At 51.3% G+C, this 21,982-nt stretch carries 26 protein-coding genes; 11 read left to right on the plus strand and 15 right to left on the minus strand.

Going from position 1 to position 21,982, the window contains the following annotated elements; genetic code table 11:
• Nucleotides 1-19: 19 nt before the first annotated feature.
• A complete protein-coding gene (locus tag EVJ34_RS11770; RefSeq protein WP_131485740.1) occupies nucleotides 20-679 on the minus strand; it encodes a type 1 glutamine amidotransferase domain-containing protein in 660 nt (219 codons plus the stop codon).
• Nucleotides 680-1,052: 373 nt separating this feature from the next.
• Here EVJ34_RS11770 and EVJ34_RS11775 point away from each other — a divergent pair, with 373 nt between their 5' ends.
• Nucleotides 1,053-2,159 (plus strand): glycerol dehydrogenase, encoded by a 1,107-nt coding sequence (locus EVJ34_RS11775; protein ID WP_131434526.1) that lies wholly within the window; start codon nucleotides 1,053-1,055, stop codon nucleotides 2,157-2,159.
• A gap of 35 nt (nucleotides 2,160-2,194) precedes the next feature.
• Here EVJ34_RS11775 and EVJ34_RS11780 read toward each other — a convergent pair whose 3' ends face one another.
• A complete protein-coding gene (locus tag EVJ34_RS11780; RefSeq protein ID WP_131485741.1) occupies nucleotides 2,195-2,647 on the minus strand; it encodes a hypothetical protein in 453 nt (150 codons plus the stop codon).
• A gap of 61 nt (nucleotides 2,648-2,708) precedes the next feature.
• Nucleotides 2,709-2,927 carry a hypothetical protein gene (locus EVJ34_RS11785; RefSeq protein ID WP_131434524.1) on the minus strand — a complete coding sequence of 73 codons (219 nt, stop codon included), beginning with the start codon at nucleotides 2,925-2,927 and terminating at the stop codon, nucleotides 2,709-2,711.
• Between the two features lie 199 nt (nucleotides 2,928-3,126).
• Here EVJ34_RS11785 and EVJ34_RS15755 point away from each other — a divergent pair, with 199 nt between their 5' ends.
• Nucleotides 3,127-3,288 (plus strand): hypothetical protein, encoded by a 162-nt coding sequence (locus EVJ34_RS15755; RefSeq protein WP_161568918.1) that lies wholly within the window; start codon nucleotides 3,127-3,129, stop codon nucleotides 3,286-3,288.
• A gap of 35 nt (nucleotides 3,289-3,323) precedes the next feature.
• Nucleotides 3,324-3,659 (plus strand): antibiotic biosynthesis monooxygenase, encoded by a 336-nt coding sequence (locus tag EVJ34_RS11790; RefSeq protein ID WP_131434523.1) that lies wholly within the window; start codon nucleotides 3,324-3,326, stop codon nucleotides 3,657-3,659.
• Here EVJ34_RS11790 and EVJ34_RS11795 read toward each other — a convergent pair.
• Complete coding sequence (locus EVJ34_RS11795; protein WP_131434522.1) at nucleotides 3,642-4,343, minus strand: CBS domain-containing protein; 702 nt, start codon at nucleotides 4,341-4,343, stop codon at nucleotides 3,642-3,644. The two genes, EVJ34_RS11790 and EVJ34_RS11795, sit on opposite strands and share 18 nt — an antisense overlap.
• A gap of 111 nt (nucleotides 4,344-4,454) precedes the next feature.
• Here EVJ34_RS11795 and EVJ34_RS11800 point away from each other — a divergent pair, with 111 nt between their 5' ends.
• Together EVJ34_RS11800 and EVJ34_RS11805 are read left to right on the plus strand one after the other, a co-directional pair.
• Nucleotides 4,455-5,183 carry an AzlC family ABC transporter permease gene (locus tag EVJ34_RS11800; protein WP_131485742.1) on the plus strand — a complete coding sequence of 243 codons (729 nt, stop codon included), beginning with the start codon at nucleotides 4,455-4,457 and terminating at the stop codon, nucleotides 5,181-5,183.
• Nucleotides 5,180-5,482 (plus strand): AzlD domain-containing protein, encoded by a 303-nt coding sequence (locus EVJ34_RS11805; RefSeq protein ID WP_131485743.1) that lies wholly within the window; start codon nucleotides 5,180-5,182, stop codon nucleotides 5,480-5,482. The genes EVJ34_RS11800 and EVJ34_RS11805 overlap by 4 nt, the downstream gene beginning before the upstream one ends.
• Before the next feature lie 36 nt (nucleotides 5,483-5,518).
• On the opposite strand, the gene EVJ34_RS11810 is transcribed toward EVJ34_RS11805, so the two are convergent.
• Both EVJ34_RS11810 and EVJ34_RS11815 read right to left on the minus strand, forming a co-directional pair.
• Nucleotides 5,519-6,997 carry an HD domain-containing phosphohydrolase gene (locus EVJ34_RS11810; RefSeq protein ID WP_131485744.1) on the minus strand — a complete coding sequence of 493 codons (1,479 nt, stop codon included), beginning with the start codon at nucleotides 6,995-6,997 and terminating at the stop codon, nucleotides 5,519-5,521.
• A gap of 114 nt (nucleotides 6,998-7,111) precedes the next feature.
• Nucleotides 7,112-8,899: a mechanosensitive ion channel gene (locus EVJ34_RS11815; protein WP_131485745.1), complete on the minus strand. Its 1,788-nt coding sequence runs from the start codon at nucleotides 8,897-8,899 to the stop codon at nucleotides 7,112-7,114.
• A 223-nt stretch (nucleotides 8,900-9,122) separates the two neighbouring features.
• Between EVJ34_RS11815 and mgsA the strand changes: the two genes are divergently transcribed.
• From mgsA to EVJ34_RS11835, 4 genes are all read left to right on the plus strand, one after another.
• Nucleotides 9,123-9,536, plus strand: a complete 414-nt coding sequence (mgsA, locus tag EVJ34_RS11820; protein WP_131434515.1) for a methylglyoxal synthase — start codon at nucleotides 9,123-9,125, stop codon at nucleotides 9,534-9,536.
• Between the two features lie 94 nt (nucleotides 9,537-9,630).
• The gene (locus EVJ34_RS11825; RefSeq protein WP_236634520.1) at nucleotides 9,631-10,440 is read left to right on the plus strand and encodes a hypothetical protein; all 810 of its coding nucleotides are present in this window, start codon (nucleotides 9,631-9,633) and stop codon (nucleotides 10,438-10,440) included.
• Between the two features lie 112 nt (nucleotides 10,441-10,552).
• Nucleotides 10,553-11,068, plus strand: coding sequence for a YflT domain-containing protein (locus EVJ34_RS11830; protein WP_131434513.1), 516 nt, complete (start codon nucleotides 10,553-10,555; stop codon nucleotides 11,066-11,068).
• A gap of 13 nt (nucleotides 11,069-11,081) precedes the next feature.
• The gene (locus tag EVJ34_RS11835; RefSeq protein ID WP_131485746.1) at nucleotides 11,082-11,849 is read left to right on the plus strand and encodes a YflT domain-containing protein; all 768 of its coding nucleotides are present in this window, start codon (nucleotides 11,082-11,084) and stop codon (nucleotides 11,847-11,849) included.
• Nucleotides 11,850-11,889: 40 nt separating this feature from the next.
• On the opposite strand, the gene EVJ34_RS11840 is transcribed toward EVJ34_RS11835, so the two are convergent.
• From EVJ34_RS11840 to EVJ34_RS11850, 3 genes are read right to left on the minus strand one after another with little or no spacing between them, the layout of a single operon-like run.
• Nucleotides 11,890-12,852: a 2-hydroxyacid dehydrogenase gene (locus EVJ34_RS11840; RefSeq protein WP_131485747.1), complete on the minus strand. Its 963-nt coding sequence runs from the start codon at nucleotides 12,850-12,852 to the stop codon at nucleotides 11,890-11,892.
• 48 nt (nucleotides 12,853-12,900) lie between these two features.
• Nucleotides 12,901-14,043: a YcjF family protein gene (locus tag EVJ34_RS11845; protein WP_131434508.1), complete on the minus strand. Its 1,143-nt coding sequence runs from the start codon at nucleotides 14,041-14,043 to the stop codon at nucleotides 12,901-12,903.
• A gap of 12 nt (nucleotides 14,044-14,055) precedes the next feature.
• Nucleotides 14,056-15,174, minus strand: coding sequence for a GTPase (locus EVJ34_RS11850; RefSeq protein ID WP_131485748.1), 1,119 nt, complete (start codon nucleotides 15,172-15,174; stop codon nucleotides 14,056-14,058).
• 81 nt (nucleotides 15,175-15,255) lie between these two features.
• Here EVJ34_RS11850 and EVJ34_RS11855 point away from each other — a divergent pair, with 81 nt between their 5' ends.
• Together EVJ34_RS11855 and EVJ34_RS11860 are read left to right on the plus strand one after the other, a co-directional pair.
• A complete protein-coding gene (locus EVJ34_RS11855) occupies nucleotides 15,256-15,642 on the plus strand; it encodes a VOC family protein (RefSeq protein ID WP_131434504.1) in 387 nt (128 codons plus the stop codon).
• Nucleotides 15,643-15,739: 97 nt separating this feature from the next.
• On the plus strand, nucleotides 15,740-16,540 hold the full coding sequence (locus tag EVJ34_RS11860; protein WP_131485749.1) for a formate/nitrite transporter family protein: 801 nt from the start codon (nucleotides 15,740-15,742) through the stop codon (nucleotides 16,538-16,540).
• A 47-nt stretch (nucleotides 16,541-16,587) separates the two neighbouring features.
• Here EVJ34_RS11860 and EVJ34_RS11865 read toward each other — a convergent pair whose 3' ends face one another.
• The 6 genes from EVJ34_RS11865 to EVJ34_RS11885 form a co-directional block, all read right to left on the minus strand.
• On the minus strand, nucleotides 16,588-18,048 hold the full coding sequence (locus EVJ34_RS11865; protein ID WP_131485750.1) for an alanine/glycine:cation symporter family protein: 1,461 nt from the start codon (nucleotides 18,046-18,048) through the stop codon (nucleotides 16,588-16,590).
• A gap of 357 nt (nucleotides 18,049-18,405) precedes the next feature.
• Nucleotides 18,406-18,573 (minus strand): hypothetical protein, encoded by a 168-nt coding sequence (locus EVJ34_RS15835; protein ID WP_198662215.1) that lies wholly within the window; start codon nucleotides 18,571-18,573, stop codon nucleotides 18,406-18,408.
• 1 nt (nucleotide 18,574) lies between these two features.
• Entirely contained in the window at nucleotides 18,575-18,778 is a 204-nt protein-coding gene (locus tag EVJ34_RS11870) for a YwbE family protein (RefSeq protein ID WP_131434498.1), read from the minus strand.
• Between the two features lie 64 nt (nucleotides 18,779-18,842).
• Nucleotides 18,843-19,175, minus strand: a complete 333-nt coding sequence (locus EVJ34_RS11875; protein WP_131485751.1) for a hypothetical protein — start codon at nucleotides 19,173-19,175, stop codon at nucleotides 18,843-18,845.
• A gap of 47 nt (nucleotides 19,176-19,222) precedes the next feature.
• Complete coding sequence (locus EVJ34_RS11880; RefSeq protein ID WP_483297329.1) at nucleotides 19,223-20,920, minus strand: glycoside hydrolase family 13 protein; 1,698 nt, start codon at nucleotides 20,918-20,920, stop codon at nucleotides 19,223-19,225.
• 141 nt (nucleotides 20,921-21,061) lie between these two features.
• A complete protein-coding gene (locus EVJ34_RS11885; protein ID WP_131485752.1) occupies nucleotides 21,062-21,817 on the minus strand; it encodes an alpha/beta hydrolase in 756 nt (251 codons plus the stop codon).
• Nucleotides 21,818-21,982: the final 165 nt, after the last annotated feature.

Here is a 21,982-nt window from a genome sequence, read left to right on the forward strand (position 1 = left end):
ACCTAAGCTGTCTGTGGGATTAACCGAGCAATTTGACGATTTCTGCTCCGACTTGTTCTGACGATTGCGGGTTCTGACCGGTGACCAGGCGTTCGTCCACGGCTACGTTGACGGCCCAGTTGTCGGCGTGATCGAACTTCCCGCCACGCTCGCGCATCGCTGATTCAAGCAAGAACGGTACCGCTGAGTCGAGTTGCATCTCCCGTTCCTCAGCGTCCGTGAAACCAGTGACACGCTTGTCTTTGACGAGCGGCTCTCCGTTGCTCAACTTGACGTTGACGAGACCAATCGGGCCATGACATACAGCCGCGACGACGTTTCCGCCTTCATACGTGTCACGGATGACACGCTGTAGCGTCTCACTGTTCGGGAAGTCGACGACCGTCCCGTGTCCGCCTGGGAGGAAGACTGCGTCATACGTATCATCTGCCACTTGATCGAGTCGCGCCGTATCTTTTAAGAGATGCTTCGTATCCAACACCTCTTGCGGCAACTCCCCTTCTAAGCTGTTCGCATCGATTGGCACGTCTCCACCTTCGATGCTCGCTACCGTGACTTTATAACCTTGCTTCTCGAATTGAAGGTAAGGTGAGGCAAACTCCTCGAGCCAAAGCCCCGTTGCGTGACCGTTCTCTAATTGATCCGCAGATGTCGTGACAATCAGTACATGTTTAGACATTGTAAATTCCTCCTTCTAAATTAAGCATACGAAAGAGTTGTTCCCGCTATGATTCCATTCAAACCTTTCAATACGTGACGGTACTCTTTTTTTGACCCGGTCCTATTTTTGAAACGGCAAGGACTGGCCAACCGACTATACTGGTCTCATCAGCTGGCAGGAGGGAACGACCGTGATGAAGTATATACTCGACTGGGGATTTCTCGCCGTCGTCGCTTTGATTGTGTTATGCGTGATATTCGGTGGGATGTGAAACAAGCGCAAAGCCGTTTCACTGAGATGTCACATGTAGGACTGTTTGAAAGAGGGGGGGTATCGGGAACAAACTTACTGTTGTCCCATCGTCACAGTTGCTTCAGAAAGGATGTTGAATATGTCAGAACGCGTATTTATCAGTCCGGCCAAGTACGTGCAAGGAAAAAATACAATCGATCGCATCGGGGACCATGTTAACCATTTCGGGTCACAGGCTCTCTTAATCGCCGATGACATCGTCTGGCGCTTGATTGGGGAACGGGTGACCGATTCACTCAAGGCAAGTGGTGTGAACGCTGAAAAGGCCGATTTCGTAGGAGAGGCGTCTCGTCATGAGATTGAACGAATCGCCAAAGCGGCAGCAGAGAGCCATACCGCCTTCGTCATCGGAATGGGCGGCGGGAAGACGCTCGATACGGCGAAAGCCGTTGCCGATGAACTGGACGCTCGCATCGTCATCGTTCCGACCATCGCCTCGACGGATGCGCCAACGAGCGCCCTGTCCGTCATCTATACGGATGAAGGAAACTTTGAGAGTTATCGCTTCTATAAAAAGAATCCGGATTTGGTCCTCGTCGATACGAAATTGATTGCCGAGGCACCGGCCCGTTTCATCGCCTCAGGGATCGCGGACGCGCTTGCCACGTGGGTCGAGGTCCGCAGTGTCCTCGCCTTCGGCGGTAAGACGATGGCAGGTGGTGTCCCGACGATTGCGGCGGAAGCCATCGCCAAACGCTGCGAAGAGGTGCTGTTCGATTACGGCATCCCCGCTTATGAATCTGTAAAGGCCAAAGTCGTCACACCGGCGCTCGAGTCTGTCGTCGAAGCGAATACGCTCCTGAGCGGACTCGGTTTCGAGAGCGGTGGTCTCGCTGCGGCCCACGCCATCCATAACGGCTTCACCGCCCTCCACGGAGAGATCCATCATTTGACGCACGGGGAAAAAGTTGCGTTCGGCACACTCGTGCAACTCGCCCTTGAAGGCCGGACGCAAGAAGAGTTTGATCGCTACGTCGCCTTGTATATGGCGCTCGAGTTACCGGTCACACTCGAAGACGTGAAGTTAAAAGACGCTTCCCGCGAAGATATACTTAAAGTCGGTCAAGCGGCAACGGCAGAAGGTGAGACGATCCACAGTGGATTCGATGTGACCGCTGAACAAGTCGCCGATGCCATTATCGCGGCCGATCGCTATGCCCGACTGTATCAAAGTAAACTCCGCTAAATAAACGAATGAGGAACGGCTCAATTAGCCGTTCCTCATTTTTGTTTGCGGGTGACGAAGGATAGCGCCACCCCAATCGCCATACAACTGACCGTCAAAACGAAAAACGTCAATTGGTTCGCATAGATGATATTCGTGAACTGGTTCCATCCAGATGCGTACGCCGCGTTCTCAGACGCGCGGATTCCGGCCCGGAGCGAAGCCGCTTGACCGGCATTGATTGATAAACCGACTCCCGCCATGACGAGGCTCCCGACTAAAAGACCGATCCGTACCAGCCGATGAACCGATTCGACCGCACGTCGTGCAAGCCGGACGGTGATCCAGATGAACAACAGAACGAACGGCCAACCGATGAGCAAGACGAGCACGTATGGATTTCCTTCATCCGGCGCTTCTGTATAAGCAGCGGTCATCGTCTCGCCGAGTTTGAATAATGCAAACGTAATGAGCGTGATGATGAACCACGCCTTGATCAATTTCTCCATGACAACACCTCGTCTTCAGTATAGCAAAAAACACCATGCGCTTTCGCACACGGTGTCAGGGTCAGTCTTTCGGACGGACGGCATAATAAATCAAAATGACGAGCCACGTCCAAACGCCGGTGAAGATCCCGATGATTCCGACGATAAAGAACCCGAGCGGCATCAGCGATTTTGTCCGATTATAATCTTTCCACATGTTCGATAACCCTTTGATGTTGAAGTACAAAAAGGCGAAGAACAAGACGAGCAACAATAACGGTAAACCAAAAATGAGTTCCATACGCTCACTCCTTTCTAGTCTCAACCATTCTCTTATATTTAGTGTACCCTTTCCAGTTGCACGAAACATCGGGCTCGCGCAGTACAGGAAGCAGGCCATGAGGCGGAGACGGTCTTGTTCATTATTCCCCAATTTCTCTTCTTTTCATCCTTTCGAAAACCGAGAGAAGAGGAGTAGCCCATAAAAAGGGGTCTTTCCTGTGAAGCTCATCCGTTTACGCTTCGTCCTGTCGCTCCTCTTCCCCGTCACGTTCGCCTTCACAGCGACAATCATCTATCAAAAAACTGGACGTTCGAGGAATGGCGGGCAAAACGTTGACGCGAGCATCGAGAGCGAATCAATGAATGCGTTCAAGGTATAATGGACGCGTACGAAATCGCAGAGGAGGACATGTATATGTGGATTGTCATGAACAAGCTAGACGTTGAAAAAGGGAAGGTCGCTGCGGTCACGGCCCGTTTCCAGACGACGAAAGGTATCGAGTCGATGGATGGGTTCGTTCGGATGCAAGTGTTGACGGATACGTCGGACGAAATGAAAGATCAAGTCGTCATCATGACGACGTGGCGCGATGCGGCGAGCTTTGAGAATTGGCGCGATAGCGGAGCGTATAAACATGCCCATAAAAAACGGGACGACGGCACTTCTGAAGTGAAGCCCATCGTCCTTGGCAATACGGTCACCCAATATGAGGTCGCCATCGAGCACGGCGCCTCAACCGATAACGTATAAAATATCTTGCGGTCGGATAATACCGAGCAGCGGTTCATCTTCTTGTCCCGTCTCAGTGATCAACAACGCATCGAGCCGGACCCCGTCTTTCATGTTGATGAAATGATGGTGTGCCTCGATGACCGACGTCTCTTTCGCGATAAACCGATACCGTCGCAGGTGCGGGTCGTGATGGAGCACGTGCTTGACTTGAATGCTTTCGAGTGACACATGCGGCCCGTCGACCGTTTCGGCAAGCCAGCTGGTCACTCCTTTTTTTGTCAATAAACCGCGCCATGACCCGTCATGGTTATAGACCGGGAACTGCGAATAGTTTTTATCCCGAATCTCACCGAGGACGTCGACCAACGAGTCGTCGGCGTCGAACGTCGTCACGATTTTACGAAACAGCGGGATGACTTGACGCGGATGGAGGAGTTCTTTCTCCACCTCGAGAATCAAATTGACGAGCGATTCATGCGGTTCCGCGATGATGAAATCTGGCTCGCGCCGCTCGTGGACGATGGCGTTTCGCAATTGGCTCATTTGATGTAAATCTTCTTTGTAACGTTCAATGATTGGGTTATGTTTGGCAAGACGGTTAACCATGTTGCTAAAACTGAAATGCTGGCCGTCTCCCATCTCTCGACTCAAATAATCCTCAATCCGGTGATACGATGCGATAAATTCTTCAGCTCGACTCATACATTCACACTCCTTATCGCCTATCTATACCCTATTTTTTCGAGTCCGAGCAGGAAACGGTGATCCAATCTCGAATCAACAATAAATTATCTATGAAATGGAGGAAGTCTCATGGCAACCCCGGTCCCGCAAATGACACCGATCTCGAATAAGGACGCCTTCCGTTCTGGCATGCGGGCCGGTATTCCCGTCGCCGTCGGCTACATCCCGATCGCCATCGCCTTCGGCCTGCTTGCGAAATCTTTCGATATGCCGAACGTCATCACGCTCGCCATGTCATTATTCATCTTTGCGGGCGCCAGTCAGTTCATCGGTGTCCAATTGATCATGGCCGGTTCGATGTATTGGGAAATCATTTTGACGACGTTCATTTTGAACTTACGGCACTTCCTCATGTCGGCGGCATTGTCGCAGCGTCTCGAGACGACTTCGAATCGATTTCTGGCCGCCATCGCGTTCGGGGTGACCGATGAGACGTTCAGTGTCGCGTCAACCCGTGATGAGTCGACGCGTGGACACTTTGTGCTCGGGCTAAACATGATCGCTTTTCTCGCTTGGAACGTCGGGACATGGATTGGCGTCTTTCTCGCCTTTGGCCTGCCTACATCGGTCCAAACGAGTATGGGCATCGCCTTATACGCCATGTTCATCGGGCTACTTGTCCCATCACTCACCCGCAAACCGGTCATCGTCGTGGCTGCGATCGCCGTCTTGACACAAGCCGTCCTCTACTACGGCGTCTCCCCATTCATCCCGCTGTCATCCGGCTTGAGCATCATCTTGGCTACGATCGTCGCAGCCGGGATCGGCGCCATGGTATACAAGGAGGATGAAGCATGATCAGTCTGTTCTTACTCGTCCTCGCCATGGCGCTCGTCACGTACATCCCACGGCTCGTTCCGCTACTTTGGCTCCGGGACTTGAAATTACCACCGTTCGTGAAGCGATTTTTACTGTTCACGCCTTATGCGGTGCTCGCCAGTCTCATTTTCCCGGGCATCCTGCAGGCAACGACCAGTCTCACGTCCGCTTTAGTGGGTGGGGCGGTCGCCACATCACTCGCATTCCTCCGTGTCAATTTGATGCTCGTCGTCATCGGCGGCATCGCCGGGGTCTATCTCGTCGAAACGTTCCTCTAACAAACAGGTCCGCCCAAATTGGACGGACCTGTTTGCTTAGGCGGAGATAGCCTCGCGTCGTAACTGAACGAACACATCAACGAACGCCGCGTCCCACTGGGTACCGCGTCCGCTCTCCAAAATCGATAGTGCCTTCTCGACTGGCATCCCGTCCCGGTATGGGCGATTGGAGGTCATCGCGTCATATGCGTCGGCGATTGCCATAATACGACCGAAGAGTGGAATCGCCTCTCCGACCAAGCGGTCCGGATACCCGCGCCCATCCATCCGTTCATGATGGGACCGGACACCGGCCAAAATCGGCTGTAACGTAGCCGGTAGGGAAATTTGATTCAAAATATGAATCCCGATGGTCGGGTGTTCTTGAATTTGGGCGAACTCGTGGTCCGTCAACCTTCCTTCTTTCAACAGCACATCGTCACGGATGCCAATTTTCCCGATATCATGAAGGAGCGCCGATTTGCGGAGCAGTTCAATCTGTTCATTCGGCAACTGGAGCGCCTGTGCCAGCTCGACGGAATAAGCGGCAACCCGCTCGGAATGTCCGGCCGTATATGAATCCCGGGCATCGAGCGTCGCGGCGAACAAGACGAACAGACTATTCAATAACTGCTCGTTCTCTGCATCCCGATGCGTGACGTTCGTGACCATTTGATTGAAGCCTGTGACGAGTTGGGCGAACTCATCCGAGTAAGGGTTGTCGATTGGATTCAATTTTCCGGCATCTAATGCGGCGACCCCTTCCGTTAACGCGCTAATGGGACGTTTGATATTGTCGTAAAGCAAAAAGCTACTGAATGTCGCCACGCCGATGATGACGACTAAAATCAGAGCTGCCCACTGCCAGTACGCATCGACTTGATTGACGGTCGACAGTTGCACCCCGGATGCAAGAATGAACAAGGCGACCGGAAACACACCGATGACGAGCATGCTGATTAATAATTTTGTCCGGACGCTGATGGACCGATACGTCGCTTGGAGCGGGCGCCCATACGAGCTTTCGCTCGTCTCCTGCAAATGAAGCAATAGCGGTTCAACCGAACGATAGGTTAGAAAGAATTCAATCAAGGCGTGCAAGATGGCAATTAAAATGGCACCGAACGCTGCCAGTCCAATCAACCGATACGGCAAGTCGATCCATCCTCGCTCGATAGCGAGGGCCGTCATACTCATCGCCGGCACAGACAAGCCGAACAAATGCGGACCGAGAATCCGTTTCACCGTCAACGTGGGAAAGTGACTCGTTTGATTGAACGCCTGTTGAAGCGCCTCATATGTCGGTATCTCTGTTTGAAACACGTGACGGATCGGTCGGATATGACGCCGGTAGAGGAGCAGTTCGAGCCCAATCATTATCATTCCGGACAGTCCCATGATGACTAATAGGATGAGCATCTCCGTCTTGGATAGGTCGAGCGTCTGGAAGATAAATAGCCCACCGACCCCAAACACGGCGATGCCCGAGCCCCATATGTAGTTCATGACGAGCGTATTTTGAAACTGTTTGAACATCTTCGTTTCACTCCTGCCTTCTTGCCAATCTGTTTTTTATTATATCGACAAAAGTGACACCTGTTTACAGCAATACAAAAACGGGTCCCTTGAGCAGGGACCCGTCATTCACGATTATGGACGAAGTGGGCCTTCGTTGTCATCGAGTGAACGGTTGTCTTGATCTGGTGTGACATTTTCATGGAACGGGTTCGGCTCTGGACCGTCCACGTTCGTCACGTCAGATTGAGAGGCTTGCGAACGATTCGTTTCACGTTTCAACTCTTGTTTCGTTTGATCCGCTTCCCGCTTCGACTGCTCCATACCTTGTTTTGCCTGTTGCTTCGCAACTTCGGCTTCTTGGTTCATTTGTGCTTTCTCTTGTTCGAGACCTTCTTTCGATACTTCTGTCTCATCAATCCGTTGCTCTGCTTTCTTCAAATAGCGAGCCGCTGTCTCACGTCCGCCTAGACCGAAGGCAAGACCGAAGGCGAGGGCGACCGCACCGAGGATAAGCAAGAATGCCGTGTTGACAATCATCGGAGCAATACCGAGCTGGCTGATTGCCATGAAGAAGGCGATACCGAGAATCGCATATTTCGCGACGTGACGCAAGACGCTAGGTTGACCTGCTCCATCTACGAGCACACTGCCAACGAGACGTTCTGCCATGTTCGCGAGCCAGAAACCGACTGCCAAGATGATGACGGCCGCAATGACCATTGGCAAGTAGGCAAAGATCGCTGTCGCAAGCGAAGCCATGAAGTCGAGGTTCGCGACTTGAAGGGCTTCTGAGACGAACAACAGAATAATGATGATTTGAACGATGGTTCCGATGACTTGCGCGATTGATGTCGATGATGACGAGCGACCACCGAGACCCATCTTGCTAGCAAGTGAGTTGACGCCTAAGTTTTCAAGGAGTGAGACAACAACGCCTTTCAACCACTTGGCAATGAACACACCGGCGAGAATTAAGACGATGGCCACGATGATATTTGGAATCATCGCCAAGACATCGTTAAGCATCGAGATGGCCGGATCCGAGATTCCACGAATATCGAGTGCCTCAAGTGCCGAAATGGTGACCGGGATCATAATCAAGATGAAGACAATCGTGCCGACTGCTTTCGCAAGACTTGATCCTTTCACGTAATCCGCTAAATGAAGTTTTTCAGCAAAACGGTTAAGACCCGCTGCTTCCAAAAACTTCGTCAAGATATCGCGGACGATTTTCGCAACGATATATCCAATCGCGAAGATGAGTGCCGCCGCGACAAGTTTCGGAATGAAGGCGAGGAAACTGTTCAACAAGTCTTCGAACGGTCCGCTGATGCCCTGTAAACCAAGCGCGTCAAGTACCGCCGGAAGGGCTAACAATAAAACAAGATAGAAGACGATATTGGCGACCGTGTCGACCCATTTTGTCTGATTGACACTTGTCGACTCTTGTCCTGTCTTCTCCATCAACTTGTTCAAGTTGAGGCGATGACCCGCCATTTGAATGGCCTTCTTCAATAGTGTCGCGATAATCCAAGCAACGAGCAGAATGAGCCCCGCTTTGATGACGCCTGTGATCAAGCCAGAGAAACCGGCATAGATTTGGCTGAACGGTTGCGTAATCGCAGGCACGTTCATGAATTCAAAAATGATTAAGAATGCGAGAAGCAATACACCGAAGAAGACGACTTTACCGATGATCCGCTCAGGCGTCCACCGTTTCTCTTCTTTGCCTGGTTTTCCAGGTTCACCTTCTTGTTTGACACCAACACGGTCGTCAAGGCGTGCTTTGCGAAGCGCTTTGCGCGTCACGTTTTCCAGAACTTTCGCCAAAATGAATCCGACGACTAGAATGACTAATGCGAGCAAAAGCTCAGGCAGCCATGACATGAACGTGTTGAAGTTATACGTAGTATCGTTCATTTACATCTTCCTCCTATCTCTTTTTGAATTGATTTCATTTATTTGACTCTTTGTATAAATACCAACATTTTCATCTACCTAAACCTTGCCATTTCCTATCTCCCTATAACGGATTCATGAGAAAACAATTCTTTAGTAGGCGTTCTTAAAGAAAGAAGGCGTGTTTTTCTAAGTCAAATGTGATACGAATTAAAAGAAGAAGTCTTTTAGAGGAGGAAGTAGGATGAACATCGCCCTGATTGCCCATGACAAGAAGAAGGATGATTTAATCGTACTCGTGAAAGCTTACGCCCACGTTTTAGAAAACCACCATCTGTTCGCGACCGGCACGACCGGTAAGCGCATCGCCGAGGCGACAGGCTTGCCTGTCCATTGCTTCCAGTCCGGCCCGCTCGGCGGCGACCAGGAAATCGGCGCCGCCGTCGCCCGGGGTGAAATGGATATGATTATTTTCTTCCGTGACCCGTTGACAGCTCAACCGCACGAGCCCGATGTGAGCGCCTTAATGCGCCTCTGTGATGTCTATTCCATCCCCTTGGCGACCAATATGGGCGGAAGTGAGATTCTCATCCGTAGCATCGAGCAAGGTGATTTTGACTCACTGACCTTGACCCATAATGACAGTCCCCCTGTATGAATAACTTATTAAGTAGAAGAGAGGAATTTTTCTGAAACCACACGTATCGAACGATCCGGTCGTTCAACAGTTTTACGATCAAGTCCGCACGCATTTGAACGACCTATTAGATGACAAGCAGCAAGTCGACCGATTACTCGACAGTTTGGCCGGTTATATTCAACAATCTGAAAAGAACGAGCAGTCCCTGGAAGGACTCACAAAACAAGACCCGCAAGATTATGCTCGATTTTTGATTGAACAGCCGAAGACAAATGAAGAATATCAACGTCGTTACCATCTGATGATTGAGGCGACAGACGAATTGAAGCCTCATGAGAAAGTGCAGGCCAATCGGGAGTTCGACTGGGCGATCGAACGGCTCAATGAAGTTCAAGTCAAACTCCAAGATGTCGAGATGCGAGATGTCTCCTTTTTAGCCTATACGAAAATCGAGGCCATCAAATCGTCACGTCGTGTCTGGAATCAATTCGGTTGGCTGCTCGGTATGATTTTGGCGTTCGCCTACGCGAACTTGTTGCTCGTGATGGACGACGTGTTCAGCTTGCGCCTCTTCACGGCACCCGCCACGTCTTATCCGCTCGACTACTTCGCGTTCGTCCTCCCTGTGCTGTTGACCGGAGCCGTGTTTGGCCTATTGACGCGATTCCGACACCATTTCCAAACGTTAGGACGGCGGATTTTATTCGCACTTCTCATCGTAGGCGTGTACGTCGGTTTCGTCTTGTTGACCCAGCCCATCTTATTCGCACTCGGGTGGTCGTTCTTGATTCAATTGACACCTGTGTATGCACTCGTCCTTCTCGGAATCAGTGGATTCATGGCCATGTGGACGTTGGTCGAGTTCGTCTGGAAAAACACGCGATGCCATCTCGGAAACGAAACATTGATGATTTATTATTGATCACGTCATTCTCGCCTTGAGATGGCGTTTTTTGTTTGAACCTTTGTGAGAACGGAAATTACTAATAGGGTGACGTCAATTAAAAATGAAACGAAATCGAAGGAGGCACAACATGTCGGATCGTAAAATTATTGGGTTGTTCCATAACGAGCAAGAAGTGATGGATAAGGTGAACGAACTCAAACAAGCTGGGGAAGCTGAGAAAAACATGCACGTCGTGGCCAAGCGGGACGGGGAAATTTCTGCCTTGCGCTACCATACCGATGTGAACGCCGAATCGGGGATTCGTGATGTCAACTGGTTGGACCGTGTGAAAGCGTTCCTTCACGGAAGTGACCGCATTCGGGATGAATTGCGGAACATGGGGCTCAGTGATGCGGAGGCTGAAGAATATTATACGTCGATCGACGACGGCAAATTACTGCTTTACATCGATCAACACTCTTATGAGCGCTATCCGAACATGTATAAGAAAGATAGTGAACTCGACCACGATAAAGGCGAAGAAGCGGATGGCATCGCCTTCGATGCGAAGCCGTTCAATGATCATGACGAAGAACCGCATGGTACGAAGGACGACCCGATCGTCCGCGGACACTCTGGCTTAGAAGACCATCGCCGACTATAAGGAGGAAAACGATATGAGTGAGAAACGATTCATCAGCATGTATGACACGCAAGACGCGGCACTCGGTAAAGTGGAGGAGTTGCGTGCGAAGGGCTACAAAGATTCAGATATCTACGTCGTCGCGAAACACGAGGACAATGTCTCGATTTTACGTCGTCAGACAGACGTCCATACTGAAGCGGCGCACCATACCGGATGGTTCGATAAAGTCCGGGCTTTCTTGAGCGGACACGAGGATGTCCATGCCGGACTTCGCAATATGGGCTTGAGCGAGGACGAGGTGAAACGTCATTACAGTGACGTCGAAGCCGGAAAGATTTTAATCTATGTGGATGAAGACTTCGAGCGGCGCCATACTGAAGGATTGACGGTCGATTCGACACCATATAATGATTCGAAACATGATACGAGCCATCAAGGTCACCATACGGCCGACGGTCTTGAAATCGATTCGAAGCCATACAATGAATCGAAACCCGATGCCACCCATTCAAATCAGCACACGTCCGACGGTGTAGAAATTGATTCGGAACCATATAACGATCCGAAACACCGTGATACGAGCCGGACCGACGAGCGTCACACGTCTGACGGTGTAGAAATCGATTCGAAACCATTCAACGAATCGACTGCCGACAATCCGAATCGGGCCGTCGACCCTGAACAGGACAAATTGGATAAAAAAGCAGAGTTGACTGACCGTGAGAACAAGTTACGTGGACTCGATGACCGGGCACTACGAAACGATTATGAAGATCCAGATAATATCCGCCGTTTCTAATTTAAACAAGGACCTGACCGCACGCGGTCAGGTCCTTGTTTTACGTCAGCCGATTTTTCGGTTCTGCCCCTTCGAGCACGTTCACGATGGCGTCCCGATTGAGCGCCATCATCGCAAGTCGGGTCTTGATTGAGGCACTACCGATATGCGGCAACGTCGTCACGTTCGGAAGCGTCAAGAGCGGATGGTCCATCGCCACCGGCTCTTTGGCGAACACATCGAGCCCTGCCGCCCAAATCCGCTGTTCTTTCAACGCTTCATAGAGCGCAGCCTCATCGATGATCTCACCACGGGCGACGTTGATGAAGACCGCTGTCTCTTTCATTTTCGCGAACTGTTCCGCCCCTAACATCCCACGTGTCTCTTCGGTGAGGGGGGCGAGGACGACGACGAAATCTGATTGCTCGAGCAACTCGTCGAGTTCCGCGTAGACGAAACCGTACATCGATTCCGATTCATGACGACGCGTCCGATTGTGGTACAACACATCCATATCAAAGCCACGGGCCCGGCGCGCGACTGCCTCCCCGATACGGCCCATGCCAATAATCCCGAGTTTCGCCCGGTACAAATCCATCCCGACGTAACCCATCGGTGTCCATGATTTCCATTCGCCGGCTCGTAAATCACGCTCTGCTTCTCCGAGCCGACGCGCTGTCATCATCATCAATCCGAACGCGAGATCGGCCGTCGTCTCCGTCAACACGTCTGGCGTGTTCGTCACGATGATGCCTCGCTCCTTGGCCGCTCCAAGATCGATATTGTTATAGCCGACCGCCAAATTCGAGATGACCTCAAGTTGCGGCGCCTGCTCAATCACTTCCCGGTCAATCGTATCACTGAGCATCGCCCAGAGCGCATGCGCCGACGATGCTTCGTTTAACAAGATGTCGCGTGGGACGCTCTTCGCCTCTTCTTCCCACATCCGGACCTCATACTTGTCCCGTAGCGGTGCCACCGCTTCTTCCGGTAAACGTCTCGTAATATAAATTCGTTTCTTCATTCCGTTTCCCCCTTTGTCTCGTCTCGATCAGTGTATCAAACGTGCGAATCAAGCCTTCTTTTTCGTGACCGGATTTTGCTCCATGAACTGTTCGAACAGTGAGCCAAAGTCGCTGTTGAGCAATTGCTCGATCGTTTTCGATGAATCCATCGCATTCCGGTACGCGACTTCGTTGATGGCAAGTCCAATCGCCCACGTGATGCCTGATGCGACAGTCGCATTGATGACACTCGCGGCCGCGTTCGCACCCGGGAAGAACTTCATGACGTTCAGTAAAATCGTCTTTGAGAGCGCCCGTCCGATTTGCGGGATGATGGTGCTACCGATCAGTGTCTTCAGCATATCGTCGTTCGCTTTCACACCCCAATAGCGGAACAAGTGAACGCTCATCGTCACTTGAATCGGTGTGAGTGCGATCGCATCAGCGAACGGAAGTGGGACCGCGGCAGCCGTCCCGGCACTAGCGACATAACCCGAGATGATTCGGTTCGCTTTCTTCCGTTTCAACTTGAGCATCGCCTCACTCTCGGCATGGACCTCCATGAGCAGTCCTTCTTGGAGCGATTGGTCGAGTTGCTCGACGGACCACGTCACGAGACGCTCCCAATCGAGATGGGCCCGAAGTTCTGGGTCGTGTAACAGTTCTTCGGCGACACTGACTTGAAACACGGCCTGTTCCGGGACGACGTCCGCCAGTTCATTCCGGAGCGCCGTCAGTTCATCTAGGTCGACTTGGTCGATTTGTGTCAACAGAACGGCGACCGATGTCGCTTCGTTCAACTGTTTGATGAGCGCCCGGTCGAGCGGTGTGACTCGTTTCATTGAGGCGTTGATGGCGTACCAAACGAGATGAATCTGTTCGGCCACCTCTTTCGTCTGGGCCTTTTCGACGAAGCCGATGACTTCGTCGGCGTACGCTTGTTGCCGGGCACTCCCAATCTCATACCCTTCACTGTCATAGAGCACGATGGCGATGTCGTCACTCATGAACTGATGAATCCCACGCGTCACCGGCTCACCGGCGGCGACTTTCGTCAAATCACGCCCGAACACATGATTGACGACGGAACTTTTGCCCGACCCGGTCGCTCCCGCAATCAAGATGTTCGGTTTCTTGACTTTGCCGCGCAACCGATCGAGTTCTTCTTTCAAATCGTACGTATCCAAATTGAACGGAACTTTTTTCTCCATATCTATTCCTCCTCATTGATTGAGCGTCTGGCCGAGCCGTCGCATCTCTTCCTCGAATCCGCGGCGCACATCCAATTCGATTGTCTGCTTGACCAGTTCATACTGCTGATTGACGGCTTTTTTGATACCACGCTCCGCCGTCCTGCGCTTGAACGCCCAATAGATGAAATGGACGCCCGGAATCATCCCGAGCACCATCTTCCGAACGGTGCGATTGAATGAATAATCAAACCCGAGCTCGACCCGGCGCGTTTTGAAGACGAGGTCGGACGGGGCACCGACGAGCGGATAGCGCTCCATCAGTTGGATGTAGTGACGGACGCCTTGAGCCATCGCCGCCTCTGTCGTCTCGGCGGCCTCCTCGAGCGTTCGTTCCAAATCTTTTTCGATTTGGCGGGCTTTCCAGCTGATCATCACTTGCGGGGTGATCATACGAATCGTCTCAGCCGAATGATTGCTCCGGTCTCGCCATGCCGCCAACTCGGTCAATAAATGATGCGTCAAGTTGTGCGGCAGTTTTCGTTCGACGTCTCGCCACAGGTTGGTCCGATTGCGTTGCCACACCGCCTCATAGCCGATATGGGGTACGACTTGTCCGCCGAGCAACTTCTTTTCCACACTGTTGACGCGAATCATCGCATCCCGTGAAATTCCGAGTTCGCGCATGAGCACGTCCTCCATCGCTTCCGCCTTCTCGACGTTCATCGCACTGTCCGGGTTATAGTTCGTCAAGATGATCGTGACATTGCTTCGCTTCGCGTAGAGCGGTTTTAAAATGGATTCTAACTCATACGCCTCGACGCGTCCTGAGTTGATGGACAATAAGTAATAGATTGTATGGAACCAGTCGGCGATATCGAGCGCACCTTCCCGTTGATTGACGATCGACAGGACCGCTTCGTGCCATTCGTCGGAGCGGTCCGCTTCGAGTCCCCACGTATCGAAGAAACGGAACAAAATACCTCGCTCGAGATCGTAGTATTCATATTCATGTAACCCCTCGGCCGTCACCGGGCTTCCGGCACGCGACTCGGCGACGTCACGCCCATAAATGTAATTTAGAAAAGCGCTCTTGCCGACCCCCGTCTTTCCCGCGATCAATATGTTCGAGACAAGCCCCGTGTTGTCCATATGGTTCCCCCTGCATTCGTTATATAATTACCATTATACTAAACGGACGGATTTGAAACGTCCGACGGAAGGATGAGACCGATGTTGCATCATGTTGAATTGTACGTTTCTGATTTGAACAAGAGCCTTTCTGCTTGGGGCTGGCTCCTCACGGAACTCGGCTATACCGTTTACCAACAATGGGATGAAGGGAGGAGTTACCGTTTCGGTGACACGTATCTCGTCTTCGTCCAAACCGAGGCCGACCACCTCGAACCGTCCTATCATCGTAAAAAGACAGGGTTGAACCACCTCGCCTTTCATGCCGCGTCGTTGGAGCAACTCGAGCGACTGCGCTCGCAATTGCCTCAGCACGGATTCACGGAGCTCTATGCCGACCGATTCCCTTACGCCGGTGGTCCGAACTATATCGCTCTTTATTTCGAGGATCCCGACCGTATGAAAGTCGAACTCGTGGCAACGATGTGAACAGTTGGAACGGCTTTCAAAAAAAAGTTTGTGAAAACAATTGCAAACTTTTTGTGGACCTCCTAGACTTAAGTTGTCTAAAGGAGGCTGTATTCAAATGGAAAAACAAGCTGTCGAGTATATGGAAGAAGCCGCATATAAAAAAGCGACGCTGTTGCGTCATGCGTTCGGTCACTACGCAATCCGCTCCATCGTCGCTGGTTTCCTAATCGGGATCGGAGTCGTCTTCGCCTTCTCTGTCGGAAACATGTTCATCGACGTCCCTGGGACAATGCTGTTCGCGGGGATGAGTTTCTCGGTTGCGCTCGTCTTTATCGTCTGGATGGGTGGGGAACTGTTCACGAGCAATACGATGTATTTATACACCGGGACGAAACGTGGCCGTGTCGACTGGCGTGACCTCGCTGCTGTCTGGGCCGTGAGCTGGATCGGTAATTTGTTCGGTGCGCTCCTCCTCGTCGGACTCGTCATCGGGGCCCACAGCATGGGTGATGTCAGTGCCGACCATCTGTTATCGGTCGTCGCCGCCAAAAAGATGGGCGGCGAGGCGCTAGCGATTTTTTTGAAAGGGATTTTGTGTAACATCCTTGTCTGCATCGCTATTTTCATGCCATTGAAGACAAAGAATGACGTCGCCAAAATCATGCTGACGATGCTACCAGTCGTCGTCTTTTTCGCCGCCGGCTTCGAGCACTCGATCGCTAATATGGGCATCTTCGGACTCGCGCTCTATTACGCTCCATCTGAGGCGATCAACCTCGGGCTTGCGTTGAATAACCTCTTGTTTGCCACACTCGGCAACATCGTCGGGGGCGCCTTGTTCGTCGCCGGGACGTATGTCCATTTGAATGCGAAGCCAGCCGATACGAAAATCGAATCCATCCGTCAACAAGCATAAAAAGACAGGGACCCCGATGAGCAGGGTCCCTGTTGTTGCCTAACTAATTATTTTGATGAGTCTGCAGCAGCCACTTGGACTGTACCTTCTGCAACCTCGTCCTCTTCGACGTCCCAGCATTCTGTATTCTCGATACCGAGCTTACGAGCCGAGAAGCGTGGGTTGAGGCCTTGTGCACGCTGTTCTTCGTAGTCACGAAGGACTTTGAAGGCAACGCCACCGAGTAACGTGATGGCTGCCAAGTTGATGAGCGTCATGCCCGCCATGAACAAGTCAGCAAGGCTCCAGACGAAGCCGAGGCTTGCGACTGCTCCGATGAAGACGAAGCCCATTGTGAGTAAACGGAAACCAAAGACGGCTGCTTTACTCTTCTTGATGAACTCGATGTTCGTTTCACCGTAGTAGTAGCTACCGACGATCGAACTGAAGGCGAACAAGAGAACGCTGATGGCGATGAAGGCAGGTGCCCACGATCCGATTTGCTCAGCTAATGCATTTTGAAGAAGTGCGATTCCTTCACCGTTACCAGCTGCGTAGCTGTCTGAGAGAAGGACGATGGCAGCTGTTGCCGTACAGACGATCAATGTATCCAAGAAGACACCGAGTGTCTGCATGAAACCTTGTTTTGCTGGGTGTGATACTTCTGCCGTCGCTGCTGCGTTCGGAGCCGAACCCATACCTGCTTCGTTCGAGAAGAGACCGCGACGTACACCCATCATGATTGCCGCTCCGACCGATCCGCCGAACGCTTGCTCGAGACCGAACGCGCTCTGGAAGATCATTCCGATAACAGCTGGCATTTCTGTGATGTTGACGACGACGACGTAAAGCGCAACGACCAAGTAAAGGACTGCCATGATTGGAACAACGATTGCCGAGAAGTTGGCGACCCGTTGAACCCCACCGAAGATGACAAGTCCTGTCAAGACGACGAGGATTGCGCCACCGACTGCGGCTTCGAGGCCAAACGCGTTATCGAATGCTGCTGCGATTGTGTTTGATTGAACCGAGTTGAAGATGAGACCGAATGTGAATGCAATCAAGACCGCGAACACAATTCCAAGGAAACGGTTGTTCAAGCCTTTTTCGATGTAGTAAGCTGGACCACCGCGGTAGGCGACGTCATCTTTTACTTTATATACTTGAGCGAGCGTGCTCTCGATCATTGCGGTCGCTCCACCGAGGAGTGCGACGATCCACATCCAGAAAACCGCTCCCGGTCCACCGAGTGTGATAGCGACTGTGACACCGGCCAAGTTACCTGTACCGATTCGCGTTGCCGCTCCGATAAAGAACGACTTCGCCGAGCTGATGCTCTTACTGTCTGTCGCATCTGATTTTTCCGTGACGACTTGGAACATCTCTTTTAAGTAGCGGAATTGCATAAATCGTGTTTTGACCGTGAAGTAAATCCCTGCCCCGACGAGCGCGACGATCAACACGTACGTCCATAAGATGTTGTTCAAGTAGTCGACGCTTCCTTGCAATAAGCTTTGTACGGCTTCCATGAATAAGTTCCTCCCTGTTGTGTGAATCTAAAGTTGAATTGTTTTATGATGTCTTGTTTTGAATTATACAAAGATTCTGACAATTAGCAATAATTTTTTTATAGGTCAGTTCACACAAATTTCATATGTTATATAACAAAAAGTGAGTAATAGCTTTATTTAAAGCGCTTACAATGTTAAACCTATGAAATAATAAATCTTTATTTCCCGACTGATTTTTGATGTCTACATTCAACTTTTTCGAATCGTTCGCTTTATGAATAGGTTTTATTGTGTAACAAATATTGATTTTATGTAGACTATATATCTAATACGATGGGAAATAAAAAAGCAGTCGCTCCTATGAGCGGCTGCTTTTTAGATGCCCGTCCGTTTCTTCTGGTTGTTCGGCTTCTTCGTCAACTGGTTCGTCAACGGTTTCTGCTTCGTCCCACGAAGTCCTGTCGGCACTTTCGTCTCGTTCTGTTTCTTCTCGGCGAGCTTTTGCTTCATCGCCTCTTGAAAACTTAATTTCTTTTCACTCATGTCATTCACCTCCAGCTTCGATCACTTTCACCCGACCGACCTGTCCATCGCTTAAGCGTACTTTAATGCCGTGCGGGTGACGCGGCGAGTTCGTCAAAATGTCTTTGACGATGCCTGGCGTCAACTTCCCACTCCGCTGATCTTGTTTTAGGACAATCTGGACGTGGAGCCCTGGGCGAATGTCCGCGCGTTTCGTGCCATCCATACCCGACACCCCTTTCCGTATAGTCAACCTCTATCATATGCTCTTTTCCCGCGTTTGTCACAATCTATTCCACGATGCCGACTTGGCCGACCGTCCTCGTCACATAACTTTGGTCGGTTACGAATCGTCTCGTCACCTGCCCCCAGGCCGTCTCGACCTCGACGCGGCCTCGGTCGAACGAGATTGTCAAAATCGCTCGTCCTTCCTCATTCCACAGTCGACAAACTCCTACCAGCGTATGAAAGGCATCGGTCAAGTCCCGCGCGAACCGGACATACGCCTCGGTCCGGACGATCTCGGTGACTAGACCGTGGGCGAGCCGTAACGTCTCGCGTGACGCTTCTATGATACTAAACTCGAATATCGTCTCATCGTTCCCAATCTCGATGTGATGCATGTTCCTACCTCCTAAAAAGACACCTTCGCTTCGAAGGTGTCTTCACATTATAAGCGGTACAGTCTCGCTTCGAACGGCCGCAGCATAAACGTATCCGTCTCGATTGTCTCGGGGTCCATCTCATTCGTTAACACGAGCGTCGCCTTGTCGAGACCAGGCAGTGTCGTCTCGGCAGGGTTTGCCGTCAAGTTGACGACGACATAAAACGTTTGTTCTTCAAACGCGCGCTCATAGGCGAACACTTGCAGATGATCCGGTAACAAATCGCGGTAACTGCCGTACGTGAACGTGTCTTCCGTCCGACGGAGACGGATCATCGCTTTATAGAACGACAAAATCGAATGGGCATCTTTCGATTGGGCGTCGACGTTGAGCGTCTCATATTCTTCATGGATCGGCATCCACGGCGTCGCTGTTGAAAAACCAGCGTACGGTGACGCATCCCATTGGATTGGAGTTCGGACGTTATCGCGTGACGTGCCCCATACGTGTTGCATCGAATCGGTCTCACTCATCCCGTGGGCGATTCGTTCGAAATATTCATTTTTCGTCGCCACATCATCATAATCGTGGATTGACGGGAGCGGTACGTTCTTCATGCCGATTTCCTGTCCTTGATAGATGAACGGTGTCCCGTGCATGAAGAAATACATCATACCAAGGGCAGTCGCACTTTCGCGCCAGTAATGGTTTTCGTCCCCGACGAGCGAGACGGCGCGAACCATGTCATGGTTCTCGATATAGAGCGCGTTCCATCCGGTCTCGAGCAGTCCTTGTTGCCACTTGTCAAAAATTCGTTTCAATTCGACGACATCGAGCGGTGCTAAGCGCGACTTGCGCATGATATCGACGTGGTCAAAATGGAACGCCATGTTCATCGCCCCGTTTTCTGGTCCCATCCATAAATCAGCCGCTTGTGGCTCAATCCCGTTCGTCTCGCCGACTGTCATAATGTCGTAATGGGCGAACGTCGCTTGTTTCATCTCTTGAAGATAGTCGTGAATCCCGTCAATGTTCGAATACATCGAGAACGCCGTGACGTACGGCTTCCCGTCCGGAGACGGCAACATCGTCTCAGTCGGCATCTTCTTGATGTGGCTGATCGCATCGACCCGGAATCCATCGATGCCTTTGTCGAGCCACCAGTTGATCATGTCATAGACGGCGCCACGCACTTCTTCATTTTCCCAGTTCAAGTCTGGCTGCTTTTTCGAGAAGACATGCAAATAGTACTGTTCAGTCGCCTCATCCAGTTCCCAAGCCGAACCGCCAAAGATGCTCGCCCAGTTGTTCGGGGGACCCCCCTCTGCCCCGTCGCGCCAGATATACCAGTCGCGTTTCGGGTCGTCTTTTGACCGCTTCGATTCGACGAACCATGGGTGCTCATCGGACGTATGGTTGACGACGAGGTCCAAAAGCAACTTCATACCGCGCGCATGGACGGCTTTGAGCAACGCATCGAAATCTTCCATCGTTCCAAACTCTTCCATAATTCCATGATAGTCTGAGATGTCATAACCATTGTCATCGTTCGGTGATTTGTACATCGGACAAAGCCAGATCACGTCGATGCCAAGGTCTTCTAAGTAATCTAACTTTTCAATGATACCTCGAAGATCGCCAATGCCATCCCCATTCGAATCTTTGAAACTGCGCGGGTAAATCTGATAGGCGATTGCTTCTTTCCACCACGCGCGGGTGACCGTTTTCTTCTTTACTTGTTGTCTACTGACCATCGACTCCATACGCTGCTTGCCTCCTATATGTCATCATATATATTTACTATACTTGAACAGCAATACCTGTTTTGGGCTGAATCTAATCCTACAATAGCACTTGTGCAAGCGTTTGCAAATAATGAGATATTAAAAAATGCAGTCCAAGGACTACATTTCAGAGACAGTCGCAACTTGTTCACAAAATGTTCCGATGACGTTGGCCAACCGCTCCCAGTCATGGTCCATCGTGGCGACATGATAAGACCGTTCGAGTACCTCTCGTTGCTTCGGGGCTTGAATGATATCGTACAGCCACATCGAATCTTCAGGCGGGACGACGTTGTCGATGGAGGAATGGATGACGCACGTCGGCACCGTCACCTCGGCTGCTCTCGGTCGCACCTCCTCGATGAGTGCGAGCAGTTCACGAATGGCTGACGTCGGCACTTTGTCGTAGACGATCTCGTACACACCCGGTGCACAGATGTCCGGTTCGTCTTCATCGATGAAACGACAGACATCATCCTTGGCGTGACAGGCATAGCCCGGCACCGACAGCGCCGCATTGATCGTGACGATTGCATCGGCATGACCGGACAAGGCGGCCTTCATCGCCAATGTTCCACCCATTGACTGCCCGACGACGATGACGTGTCGACATCGCTCACGTAATAGACGGATGCCGGCTTCCATCGACTCATACCAGCAGCGGCGGGTCGATTGTCGAAACTCTTCCGGGTCCGTGCCATGTCCTTTGAGCCGAGGGGCATAGACGGTGAACCCTTTCTCCATCAAGGAAATCCCAACGTCGCGCACACTTTGGGGCGTCCCGTTGAAGCCGTGACACAATAAGATTCCTATTTCATTTCCTTCATAATAAAACGCACCCGCTCCCGGGATGACCGGATAAGTAATTGTTGTCATTCGTTTCCTCCCTGTTTAATACACAGTTAACCGATTCATTTAATAGTATTAATGAATTGTAAGAGTTGTGCGTCGTTCCGTCAACCCGATTGGCCTCCTCTCTCGTCTCTTCCTTCTTGTCATCAAACTGTAATATGAACTTCTTATTAAGTCGATTGAGTTCTG

The organism is Exiguobacterium sp. SL-9, assembly GCF_004336985.1.
GTDB lineage: Bacteria > Bacillota > Bacilli > Exiguobacteriales > Exiguobacteriaceae > Exiguobacterium.